At 41.4% G+C, this 12321-nt stretch carries 11 protein-coding genes and 3 tRNA genes; 9 read left to right on the forward strand and 5 right to left on the reverse strand.

Features of this window, described 5'->3' with window-relative positions; all coding sequences use genetic code 11:
- Positions 1–27 precede the first annotated feature (27 nt).
- The 5 genes from B2O97_RS21020 to B2O97_RS21040 all read right to left on the reverse strand — a co-directional run bounded on the left by B2O97_RS21020 (position 28) and on the right by B2O97_RS21040 (position 7242).
- The gene (locus B2O97_RS21020) at positions 28–3210 is read right to left on the reverse strand and encodes an efflux RND transporter permease subunit (RefSeq protein ID WP_145326907.1); all 3183 of its coding nucleotides are present in this window, start codon (positions 3208–3210) and stop codon (positions 28–30) included.
- 64 nt (positions 3211–3274) lie between these two features.
- Positions 3275–4330 (reverse strand): efflux RND transporter periplasmic adaptor subunit, encoded by a 1056-nt coding sequence (locus B2O97_RS21025; RefSeq protein ID WP_070561150.1) that lies wholly within the window; start codon positions 4328–4330, stop codon positions 3275–3277.
- A gap of 14 nt (positions 4331–4344) precedes the next feature.
- Complete coding sequence (locus B2O97_RS21030; protein WP_112376346.1) at positions 4345–5688, reverse strand: TolC family protein; 1344 nt, start codon at positions 5686–5688, stop codon at positions 4345–4347.
- Positions 5689–5716: 28 nt separating this feature from the next.
- Positions 5717–6316: a TetR/AcrR family transcriptional regulator gene (locus B2O97_RS21035; protein WP_070561152.1), complete on the reverse strand. Its 600-nt coding sequence runs from the start codon at positions 6314–6316 to the stop codon at positions 5717–5719.
- Between the two features lie 254 nt (positions 6317–6570).
- Complete coding sequence (locus B2O97_RS21040; protein ID WP_075992906.1) at positions 6571–7242, reverse strand: NUDIX hydrolase; 672 nt, start codon at positions 7240–7242, stop codon at positions 6571–6573.
- 185 nt (positions 7243–7427) lie between these two features.
- Here B2O97_RS21040 and pfkA point away from each other — a divergent pair, with 185 nt between their 5' ends.
- The 9 genes from pfkA (at position 7428) to B2O97_RS21085 (ending at position 12305) form a co-directional block, all read left to right on the forward strand.
- A complete protein-coding gene (gene pfkA / locus B2O97_RS21045; RefSeq protein WP_075994837.1) occupies positions 7428–8405 on the forward strand; it encodes a 6-phosphofructokinase in 978 nt (325 codons plus the stop codon).
- Between the two features lie 17 nt (positions 8406–8422).
- Positions 8423–9274, forward strand: a complete 852-nt coding sequence (locus B2O97_RS21050; RefSeq protein WP_070561153.1) for a hypothetical protein — start codon at positions 8423–8425, stop codon at positions 9272–9274.
- Positions 9275–9278: 4 nt separating this feature from the next.
- The gene (gene gap / locus B2O97_RS21055) at positions 9279–10277 is read left to right on the forward strand and encodes a type I glyceraldehyde-3-phosphate dehydrogenase (RefSeq protein ID WP_070561154.1); all 999 of its coding nucleotides are present in this window, start codon (positions 9279–9281) and stop codon (positions 10275–10277) included.
- A 175-nt stretch (positions 10278–10452) separates the two neighbouring features.
- Positions 10453–10528, forward strand: a tRNA-Phe gene (locus B2O97_RS21060).
- A gap of 50 nt (positions 10529–10578) precedes the next feature.
- Positions 10579–10651 (forward strand) — tRNA-Gly (locus B2O97_RS21065).
- Between the two features lie 5 nt (positions 10652–10656).
- Positions 10657–10741, forward strand: a tRNA-Leu gene (locus tag B2O97_RS21070).
- A gap of 190 nt (positions 10742–10931) precedes the next feature.
- Complete coding sequence (locus B2O97_RS21075; protein WP_112376344.1) at positions 10932–11261, forward strand: ArsR/SmtB family transcription factor; 330 nt, start codon at positions 10932–10934, stop codon at positions 11259–11261.
- A 39-nt stretch (positions 11262–11300) separates the two neighbouring features.
- Positions 11301–11870 (forward strand): DUF6428 family protein, encoded by a 570-nt coding sequence (locus B2O97_RS21080; protein ID WP_201639152.1) that lies wholly within the window; start codon positions 11301–11303, stop codon positions 11868–11870.
- A 15-nt stretch (positions 11871–11885) separates the two neighbouring features.
- Positions 11886–12305 carry an arsenate reductase ArsC gene (locus tag B2O97_RS21085; RefSeq protein WP_201639151.1) on the forward strand — a complete coding sequence of 140 codons (420 nt, stop codon included), beginning with the start codon at positions 11886–11888 and terminating at the stop codon, positions 12303–12305.
- The last annotated feature ends 16 nt before the right edge of the window (positions 12306–12321 follow it).

A 12321-nucleotide genomic window follows, 5' to 3' on the forward strand; every position in this document is an offset into this window, starting at 1 on the left:
TTTTTCTATTGTAAAATGTATTATTTTTTAATGTTCTGCCACGTCGACATGGTCATAATCTTCCTTCATCAAGGCTTCATAATTTGTCTTTTCTTTCTTTCCAAAACGACGTTGAAGACTGTCAAATATGGAGTACACCACCGGTACAACAACCAAGGTTAAAAATAAAGAAGATAACAAACCACCAATGATAACGATCGCCAGACCTCTATTCATATCGGCACCGTCTCCAGTAGCGATTGCGATAGGAATCATACCAAATACCATGGCAATTGTCGTCATCAAAATCGGACGAAGACGCGCGTGATTGGCTGCCACCAACGCATCGTGTGTATTATCGCCAGCTTCCTTACGATGGTTGGCAAAGTCAACCAGCATGATCGCATTTTTGGCCACCAGACCAATTAACATGATGATACCCAAAATCGTAAATATATTCAAGGTCTGATTTCCCAGCGCCAAGAACAATAGGGCTCCGATAAACGACAATGGAATCGAGAACAAGACCACAAATGGTGTGATAAAACTATCGTATAAAGCAACCATTACCAAGTATACTAGGATAATAGATGCCAATAAGGCAATACCCAAAGTACCAAAACCTTCGGTTTGGTTTTCCATATTACCACCCCAGATAAAGACGATACCCGGTTTACGCGGCAGTTTTTCAAACTGTGCCTGCCACTCTTGTGCTACGGTACCCATTGGTCTACCGATTGCCTGTCCCTGAATGGATACTGCCGGCGACTTGTCGCGACGTTCCAACAACGTAGGTCCCGAACCAAAAGTTACATTGGCAAATTGATCCAAAGAAATAGAGGCACCCTGATTATTGATAAATTTCAGATCACGTACGTTGTCGATATTGGCACGACCATTTTCCGCATAGCGGATATTGATATCGTACTCGTTATCACCCGCTCTGTATTTGTTATCCGTATTTCCTGAAAATGCCGTCTGCATTGTCATCCCCACAGTAGAGACATTCAGTCCCAAAGAGGTCATTTTATCACGGTCGATCTTCACATTGATCTCAGGGTTACCCGCTTCAGAAGTCAATTTGACACCCGCAGCCCCAGGAATCTTACGTAATTGATCTGCCGCCTTCTCTGCAAATTCCTGTGCATCTTCGACAGAAGCACCGATAATGGTCAGCTTCAATGGTGCCTGCTCCGCTCCCATGATACCCACGTTGACGGTTTTGATTTTTGCACCGATCAGTTTATTTTCCAGTTCACGCTTCAGCGTCGCTGAATACACCTGTGAGTTACCCTCAAAATTTTCCTTGTCGAGGATCACGTGGATCTCCGATTTATAACGCGAACCCGTTGTTGAAGCCATACCGTCCGAAGACTGCCCCACTGTCGTAATAATTTCTTTGACATCAGGTTTCGATTTAATGTAAGCCTCCGCTTTTTGCGTCAACAAGTTGGTCTTCTCCAGGGAAGCATCTTTATCGAGTTCCAACTGGATGAAAAACTCCTTACGGTCGATACTCGGGAAGAAGTCCGAACCAATATACCCCATACCGACCAAAAAAAACGATGCAACAAGTAAACCGATTGCCAAAAACAACGTAGCCAATTTCGTACCGACGTTCTTTAAAGCCCAGGTCAACAATCCCGCAACCCAATGTGTAAAGCTGTTCAAACCGCTTTCAAAACCATGAATAATACGACCAAAGAAAGAAGTTTTGCTCAAGTGCTCCAATTTACCGAAACGCGAGTATAACCAAGGCACTACCGTAAATGACACCAATAAGGATAATAAAGTCGAGATGATTACCGTCACACAGAATTGTGCCAGGATATTGGCCACCAAACCCGTAGACATCGCGATCGGCAGGAACACTACCACGATAACCAAGGTGATCGCCGTTACGGTAAATCCGATTTCCGAAGCACCATCATAGGCCGCACGCACCTTGTTTTTACCCATCTCCATGTGGCGGTGAATATTCTCGATAACAACGATCGCGTCATCCACAAGAATACCTACTACCAGGGATAAACCGAGTAAAGACATCAAGTTTAAGGTATAGCCCATCAAAAGCAAGCCAATAAAGGTAGCGATCAAAGATAATGGAATCGCCACCATGGTAATCGCCGCATTACGTAAACTTTGTAAGAAGAACAACATGATAAAGCCCACCAATGCAATGGCAATCATTAAGTCATGGATCACGTTATCGGCTGCATTCAAGGTAAATTCTGAAGAGTCATTGGCAACCAGAATTTTAATATTCTGTGCAGCATAATCCTTCTCTACACCAGAAATTACTTTTCCGTCTTTATCGTGTACCGCAATGGTTTTCTTGACAGCTTCGGACACCGCTACCGCATTTGCATCAGACTGTTTAAAGACCTGCAATAAGATTGTATTCTGACGGTCCAGGCGGGCTACTTTTTCAATCTCTTTAATACCATCCCGCACATCGGCGATATCGCGCAGATAAATCTGCACCCCTGCCGGCGTTGTGATCGGGAGGTTACGCAGCTCCTCGATTGAAGTTACTTTACCCGAAAGACGGATGGTTGTCCGGTTATCACGAGTACTGACGTTACCTGTCGGGAAATCGAGATTGGATGATGCTACAATTTGCTGTACCTGCGAAATTGTCAGTCCATAACCTTCAATTTTCTTCGGGTCTACAGAGATCTGGATTTCACGTTCCTCACCTCCGATCAGGTCCACTTTGGCAACACCATTGATCCGCGCAAAGACCGGCTGGATTTTATTGTCCAAAAGATCGTAGAGTTCTTTTTCCGATAAATTGGACGTGACGGCCAAACTCATGATGGCCACATCATCCAGGGAGAATTTGGAGAGTGAAGGTGTCTTTACATCATCCGGCAGATCGTTGATCACGGCATTGATTTTCCGTTGAGCATCCGTAAGCAGGAAGTTGACATCCGCACCGTTGTTGAGGGTAATCATGACAATCGATACCCCTTCAAGGGAAGTCGACTCCACCTTTTTGATACTTTCCAAGGATGAAATGGCATCCTCTATTTTTTTGGTCACCGAACTCTCCACCTCTGCAGGTGAAGCTCCCGGATAGACCGTCTGTACCGTAATGACGTTAATTTCAAATTTAGGGACCAATTCATAGCCCAATCGCGTATAAGAAAACAACCCGCCTAATGTCAGTATTATAAATAATACGATAATTATACTGGGGCGTTTTATCGATATTTCGGTAATTTTCATTCGAATAATTTATTTTTAATAGCTATGCAACCGAGGTTCCATCTGCTACCGATTACAGTATGCTCTATTTAATAATCTCTACAGGGCTTTGGTCAAATAGATTGATCTGACCCGAAACAATCACTTGATCCCCATTTTGCAAACCACCTAAGATCTCGATGTAATCACCAAAGTTTCTACCTGATTTGACGTTTGTTTCGATGGCTTTACCGTTTTTCAGCACAAAGATCTTGTTGTCGCTCACACTACCCACAAAGGCATTACGAGGTACGATCAACGTATTGCTAGCAACACCTTCACCGAAGATGGCTGTACCGTACATACCAGCACGCAATTGGTTCGATGCATTATTTACCTCGATTTCCACCGGGAAGTTTAAGCTACCATCCGATTTAGGCGCAATAAAAGTTACTTTACCTATAAAGCGTTGGTCTGCATATACACTCGCTGTCACATCAACAGATTGACCGATCCTTAAGGTAGCCACATTCTTTTCGTCTACATTGACACGCAATTTCAAGGTGGCGACATTGACAATATCGAAGGCTGCAGCGCCCACATTTAGGTAAGTGCCCGGTTCGATTTTACGTGCATTGACGATACCCGATACCGAAGTTTTGATGGTCACATCGCCAGCATTCAATTTAGACGCTTTTAAGTTATTTTTCGCATTCTCAAATTGCAATTTCACCTGGTCTAACTGTTGTTTGGTTACACCACCTGTAGAGAAGGCACTTTCAAAGCGATGCAGATCGGCCTGCGCATTGGTAAATGCAGCCTGCGCATTCGCTACGTTCACATTCAGTTTATCGCCCTCGATGATCGCCAAAGTCTGTCCGGCGCTCACATGAGAACCTTCATCAACCAATACTTTCACCACTCTACCTGCAGTCTCAGCTGAAACAGTTACTTCTTGTTTCGGAGAAAATGTTCCGTTAGCCGTATAACGTAAGTCCATGGAAGATACTTTTGCCGTATCGATACGCACTGCAATAGCCACATTTTTCTTTGCTACCTCTGCAGTTTCGGCCTCATTTTTCTTTTTATTTTTATTTAACACAAAAAATATTCCTGCTAGACCAGCAGCAATAATAAGTAAGGTAATAATTCCGCGTTTCATATTGTATTAGTCAATTATTCTTTAATTAGTGATTTAAGATTTCCATTCGCTTTGATCAGCTGCACTTCAGCAATTTTATAATCGAGCAAAGAGGTATTTAAATTATTCTGGGCATCTGCATAGGCATTTTCCGCATCCAAAAGATCGGTCAATGTTGCCAGACCATTTTTGTAATTGTTGTTAGTATCTTCCAGCACTGATTTTGCCAAATCCACGTTCTTACGGTTTGACTCAATTGTTAACAAAGAATTTTTAATCTGAACCTTGGAGTTTTCTGCTGCCAGATTCAGTGCCAATTTTGTATCCGCGATATCAACCTGCAACTTATCGATATCGATCTGTGCCTGACGAACTTTAGAACGTGTGAGGAAACCATTGAAAATAGGAACCGTCAAATTAAGACCAATTCCTGAAAATCCCGACCAATTTACACCTTCAGCTTTCGAAAAGATTGGGAAAACAGGTCCCAAACCCTGACGACCGTAATTCGCAGTCAAAGATAAAGTGGGGTAGTATTTGGATGCTTCAGCTTTTTTGTTCAACTCTAGTAATTCATTTTGTTTAGTGAGCACCTGGATCTCCGTTCTACTGGACACATCAAGCGGGTCATATATGGCATCCAGAGCAACTGTTTCAAACGTTGACGCCGGCATAACAATCTGCTCCGACATCTGCATACCAATGACAAATTTTAGTGCATTCTCTTTTAATTCAACGGCATTAATCAGCTGCTGGCGAGAAGCTTTCAAATTTGTAACGGCTACATTTGTACGGTCAAGGTCAATTTTCTTCGCTAACCCATTCTTAAAAAGTCCTTCGATGACATCCCTAGTTTTGGTGGTACTTTCCAAGTTATTGTCAACCGTTTTTAACTGCAATTTGGATTGATAAACATCATAATAACTATTGGCCACCTTTTCGATCAATTGCTCATCGGTCAATGTTTTGTTGATCACATAAAATTCGCGTGTCGTCTTGGCAGCTTTCAGTCCAGTAAATACAGTTTGATTAAATAGCTGTTGGTTTAAGCTTATCGAATTTGTCGATTGCCATTTTTGTCCAAAAGCAGCCATTACTGTGGTTCCCGGTTGGCCCACAAGCTCTCCTGGTAAAGCGACCTTTTGAATCATTGGATTGTAAGTGATACCACCGTTAAAATTGACCTGTGGTAATGCACCCGATTTAACTTCCGCAATTTTATGTTCGGCATTTACGACATCGAGACCTGCCTTTTTCGCATCAGCCTTGTTCTGCAAAGCAAATTTAATCGCATCACTTAAGCTCAATTGTTGCTGTGCATGACTCTGGAAAACCATCGTACCTAATAAAAGGCTGGCTAGTATTCTGATTGTTTTCATTCCTAATTTATTTATCCTAATTTTATATCTACTTTTTATTTATACCATTAAAAAAAAGCTTGGTAGCCAGCTTTTGCTTTTGCAGCACTTCATCAAAACGATCCTGATTTGGAATTCCTGAAATGATATCGGAGATATTGCACATCAGGGATAAACTCTTCATCAATTCCACATAGATTTCGGCCGTTTCATAGAGATGCTCCCCATCGATTTCACCTTTTTCGGCACCGATCTCAAGGATCTCAAACAAGGCTTTCACATCACGGTCGTGTAGGCACTGGAAAAAATCCTGCATGGAAAGTCCCTTGATCCATTCCAGATTTTCATTCATGTGCAACATATAGTATTTCCGGACAAATGCATCGCGCAGTTCCAAAATTTTAATGATCAGCTCGTAGGTGGTGCCCACATGCACAGCCACCATCTTCTCCTCCTCTTCCCTATATTCATCCGTCAAACGCACAATCACATCCCTTATAAGTGCATTCTTTTCCGAATAATAGTAATACAAATTCGCTTTGGTAATTTTTATATCCTCCGCAATTTCATTCATCGTAGTCTTACTAAAACCGTAATGCATAAAGCGTCTTATCGCCGCATGAATGATTTGATCTTTTCTATCTTCCATTCTTCAAAAAACTCCTTTCTACTTTCTGACTTTTATCAAAAATTGTTCAAAAATATAAAAAGTAACATGTTGGACAAAATAAATTTTGAAATTGTAATAATTTTGATATTAACCTGACAACAAAACCTTCATGACTTCGCAGACACCAGCAGCAATGAAAGCAAACTGAAGGTTCTTTCTGGCCAATAAGATCAGACACTTTCAAAAAAAAAGGCAAACTCGAAAGTTTGCCTTTTATTATACGAACAGATCTATTAGAATGCGACCGTGTTCTGAAAATGTTTTAAAAACTTTCGTTTATCCAATTTATAGAGCCTTGCTGCACGATAGGCTACTCCAGTCTGCACTTCGTCGAGCTCTTTTAGAAAGCCATAATTCTGCATTTTCTTTCTAAAATTGCGTTTATCGAGTGGTTTATTCAAAATTCCCTCATACACCAGCTGTAGCTGGGTGAGTGTAAATTTTTCAGGCAGCAGCTCGAAAGCAATCGGCTTATAGGCGAGGCGGCGCTGCAACCGCTCCAGACAGAGGTCCAAAATCTGCTTATGGTCAAAGGCCAGTTCAGGTACATTCCGAACGGGGAACCATTTTGCCTGCTTCATATAGTTTGTAACAGGTTTGGTTTTCAATTTGGTATTATCCAGCTGCACGAGGGCGTAATACGCCACCGTCAGAATACGTCCCTTTGGATGCCGTTTTAATCCGGCAAAGGAATGCAGCTGATCCATAAATACATCTTTCAAACCTGTATTCTCATACAAAATTCGTTTTACGGCATCTTCCATCTCTTCGTCATTATCCACGAAAAAACCTGGCAATGCCCACCAATCCTTAAAAGGATATTCATTTCTTTCGGCCAAAAGAACTTTTAATTCTCCTTCGTGAAAGCCTAATATGACACAGTCAACGGTAAAATTACTATACAAAACTTCTAAATTTATTTATGTGCAATATACTGAGCTAAATTTAGCGGTTACTAATCATCGGGTTATCTGTAACAATTATACGCTTCCTAAACGTGATGCGCAAAAAAATATTGAAAAATTTATTCAAAGTGTAGAATATACACTATAAAAATCTTATATTCGTAAAACCTAAAATATAGCGTGTGATAAAAGAAATTAAAAAAATAGGTGTATTGACGTCGGGAGGTGATGCTCCTGGCATGAATGCCTGTATTCGTGCTGTCGTTCGAACAGCATTACATAAAGGATTGCAAGTAACGGGTATTTATCAAGGATACCAAGGTTTGATCGACGCAAATTTCATTGAAATGGATACGCGTTCGGTCAGCAATATTATACAACGTGGTGGTACAATATTAAAAACCGCGCGTTGCATGGAGTTTAAGACGCCTGAAGGCCGTCGAAAAGGCTATGACAATCTGATCGCTGCCGGTGTAGATGCCTTGGTGGTCATTGGTGGTGACGGTACCTTTACAGGTGCTAACTTCTTCTCCAAAGAATTTGAAATACCTATTATAGGTATTCCGGGTACGATAGACAACGACCTTTACGGTTCTGATTATACTATCGGCTACGATACAGCCAACAATACTGTCATCGAAGCGATTGATAAAATCAGAGATACTGCGGCGTCACATGAACGTCTTTTCTTTGTTGAAGTGATGGGCCGTGATTCAGGCTGTATCGCCTTAAATGCCGGTATTGCTGGCGGAGCCGAAGCCATTTTACTTCCAGAGAAAGAAACGGCCATTGACGATCTAATCCGTCATTTAGAAGACGGTGCCATTAAGAAGAAATCGTCATCTATAGTTATTGTTGCAGAGGGCGACCAAAATGGTGGTGCTTATTATGTCGCAAAAAAAGTAAAAGAAAAGTTTGATCATTACGACACGAAAGTTAGTATATTAGGGCATTTGCAACGGGGTGGTTCTCCGACGAGTTTCGACCGCGTGCTTGCGAGTAGATTGGGCTTTGCTGCGGTCAATGAATTATTGGCCGGAAACACACGAGTTACTGTTGGGCTTCGTGGTAATGAAATCAAGACAACTCCAATTGAAGAAGCAATCAGCAATAAGGAAATTAAACTTAGCCCTGATTTATTGGAAATGGCTGAGATTTTATAATCGTAATTTGAACAGACATGATAGCAGTAGTATATAGTGGATCTCGATTTTCAGACTGGCGGTTGGCCGACAAGGGGCGGATCACTACGGGGTTCCGCATGAACGGGATCAATCCTTATCTTCAGGATGAGCGCTCCATACTACAGCATTTGCATAAAAACACCAATTTGATCAACAATGCCGAAAAAATCAGACGGATCTATTTTTTCGGAGCGGGATCTTCCTCGAAGGAACGTAAAGATAAAATAAAAAACGTCCTCGAACGTTTTTTCGTCAATGCGCGCGTACGGGTTGATCATGATGTCATTGCTTCGGCAATTTCCACTTTCGGCGACGAAAGAGGAATTATTGGCATCATTGGCAGTGGATCAAATGCAGCTTACTATACAGGGAAAAAAATCATTGACAACAATTATGGTCTAGGTTATATTCTGGCCGATGAGGGGGCGACAAACTGGAATAGCCAGCAGCTGCTCAAACATTACATGACGGATACCTTACCTGTTGATCTGCGGGACAAACTGGAAAGAGAATTTAACATCGATAAGAAAACCATTTTGGAAAGGGTGTATATTTCCCCACAACCGACAAATTTTCTGAATTCATTTACAGACTTTGTCCTCGAAAATAAAGATCATCTATTCATTAGTCAATTGGTTAAAAATGGGCTTCGTACGTTTATAAAAACCTACATCAAGCCCTTAATGAAAGAATATCCGGACAGTGACGTAAACTTTACGGGTTCAGTAGCGTTTAATTATGAGCACTTGCTTCGGGAAGTTGCCACAGACGAATTTAATATCAGTATTGGTAATGTTGTAAAAGAACCGATACATAATTTAATTAAATATTATATCAATAAAAATTAAGAATATGAAAATTGGAATTAACGGATTTGGACGTATTGGTCGTTTAGCATTTAGAGCGGCTATCAATCGTCCAGAAATTGAAATTGTTGGTATCAATGACTTAGTTGAACCAGATTATATGGCTTATATGTTGAAATATGATTCAACACATGGCAAATTTGACGGTTCTGTAGAAGTAAAAGACGGTAACTTGGTTGTTAACGGAAAAACTATCCGTGTTACAGCTGAGAAAGATCCGGCAAACTTAAAATGGAATGAAGTAGGTGCTGAAGTAATCATCGAATCTACAGGTTTCTTCTTGACGCAAGAGTTGGCTCAAAAACACATCGATGCAGGTGCTAAAAAAGTGGTGATGTCTGCTCCAGCGAAAGACGACACCCCTACTTTCGTCATGGGTGTAAACCACAAAGAATTGAAAGCCGATCAACACATCGTTTCAAACGCTTCATGTACAACAAACTGTTTAGCGCCTATCGCTAAAGTATTAAACGATAAATTTGGTATCGTTGAAGGTTTGATGACAACAGTACACGCGGTTACAGCAACACAAAAAACTGTAGACGGTCCTTCAGTAAAAGACTGGAGAGGTGGTCGTGGTGCATACCAAAACATCATCCCTTCATCTACAGGTGCTGCTAAAGCAGTAGGTTTGGTTCTTCCAGAATTGAAAGGTAAATTGACCGGTATGTCATTACGCGTTCCTACAGCAGACGTTTCAGTTGTTGACTTAACAGTACGTTTGAACAAAGGTGCTTCATACGAAGAAATCAAAACTGCAATGAAAGAAGCTTCTGAAGGCGAATTGAAAGGTATCTTAGGTTATACTGAAGACGAAGTTGTTTCTTCAGATTTCTTAGGTGATGCACGTACATCAATCTTCGATGCAAAAGCAGGAATTTCATTGAATGATAACTTCGTTAAAGTTGTCTCTTGGTATGACAACGAATGGGGATATTCAAACAAAATCGTTGACTTGGTATTAGAAGTTGGTAAATTGTCTTAATCAACTCGACCAATATCCTATAGAGGGGCTATTCTACACGAATAGCCCCTTATTTTTTTTCCTTAAAAATCAGCAGGTTGGCGTTTAAACGCAAAAAAAAGCGCTTTTAGCTTTCGTAATTCAAATAATCCGTCTATATTTGCATCATCAATAAGGCAGACAGCTCAATTGAAAAGGTGCCATAGCTCAGTTGGTAGAGCAAAGGACTGAAAATCCTTGTGTCGCTGGTTCGAATCCAGCTGGCACCACCAAAAGGGAAGAACGCAAGGTTCTGACAGATTGAAAGAATAATAATTCCAATGCGAAAATAGCTCAGCTGGTAGAGCACAACCTTGCCAAGGTTGGGGTCGCGAGTTCGAATCTCGTTTTTCGCTCACCTGCCTAGGTGGTGGAACTGGTAGACACGCAGGACTTAAAATCCTGTTCCCGTTAAGGGAGTGCGGGTTCGATTCCCGCCCTAGGTACAAAAAGAGACGCCGAGTATCGGTTGTCTCTTTTTTTTTACACCAATATAACCCTTTGCTCCAAAAGTTGATATTAGGCCATTTCGAGTTCGATTTGAGCGCAATACTTCGATTAATATCATCGTAGCATAATTTTTATGTTTACAATTTGGGATTTTAGAAAAATTAATCGTAATATTGCAATAATATTATGGGACTTACTAAGACAGAAATATTCACAGAAGAGCAGAATCAGCTCGCCACAATGCTCAAAGCGTTGGGCCATCCTGCCCGTATTGCGATCCTTCAATCCATCATCCATGCAAATTCGTGTATCTGTGGTGATCTGGTTGAGGAACTAGGATTGGCACAGCCAACAATTTCCCAGCACCTTAAAGAATTGAAGAATGCGGGTATTATCCAGGGCACCATTGAGGGTGTACGGGTATGCTATTGCATTGAACCGAAAGCCTGGAAATTATTGAAAACAAACCTGGCAGCTTTCTTTGACTCTTATAAAGAGAACACAAACTGTTGCTAAAAAAATTTACATCAATTAATCGTTAAATTGCAATATAGCATGAACAACTCCGAATTTATCAACTGGGAAACGTTTAAAACGCAGCTCCAGCAAAACCCGAATCAAATTTTACAATTTGAATATGCAGCAGGTAAATGGGTAGATCCCTCCTACCATATCACAGAAATCAAACAGGCTCCGATCATATCCGTCGATTGTGGTGGCGTAATGAACTCCTGGACTGAAATCATTGTCCAACTATGGGAACCAAGGGAAACAGAAGAAGGCCGTGCAATGCAAGCAAGTAAAGCGATGTCTATCGTGGATATCGTTGAAAAGAAATTACCGCTTAATCCCAATGCTATTGTAAAAATTGAATTTGGCAACTCGCAGTTCGATACACGCCAAATGTATCCGGGTAATTTTACCGTATCCGGACAAGATTTAATCGTTAACCTTACTCCAGATTATACCCAGTGCAAAGCCATTAACCGCGGGGGAAGCTGTGGCACCACTTCAGATGGAGAAGAATGCTGCGCACCCGTTGCTAAAGCCGAACCTGTAAAGCTGGAAATGGTTAATCTGGCTGCTGATGGCCCCGTTTGTAAACCTGGTGGCGGCTGCTGCTAATCAAGACATTAAAAAATGGAAAAAATATTGGTACTCTGCACCGGCAACAGTTGCCGCAGCCAAATTGCAGAAGGATTTTTAAGACATTTCGCAGGTAGCCGAGCCGAGGTTTATAGCGCCGGCATAGAAACGCATGGCGTTAACCCTAAAGCCATTCAGGTTATGGCTGAAGCCGACATTGATATCTCATCCCACACCTCTAATCATGTCAATGAGTATGCGGCAATAGACTTTGACCATGTAATTACGGTCTGTGATAATGCCAAAGAGAGTTGTCCATATTTTCCTTCAAGGGCTAAAAAGCTACATTACAATTTCCCAGACCCGGCAAAAGCCACCGGAACGGAGGAAGAAGTTATGAATGAATTCAGAAGGGTACGTGATCTTATCAAAACATACAGTGCTGAATTTGTAGCGGAAAATCTCGATAAATAAACATACCCACTAACAA

Source organism: Sphingobacterium sp. UBA865 (assembly GCF_002295765.1).
GTDB classification, from domain to species: Bacteria; Bacteroidota; Bacteroidia; order Sphingobacteriales; family Sphingobacteriaceae; genus Sphingobacterium; species Sphingobacterium multivorum.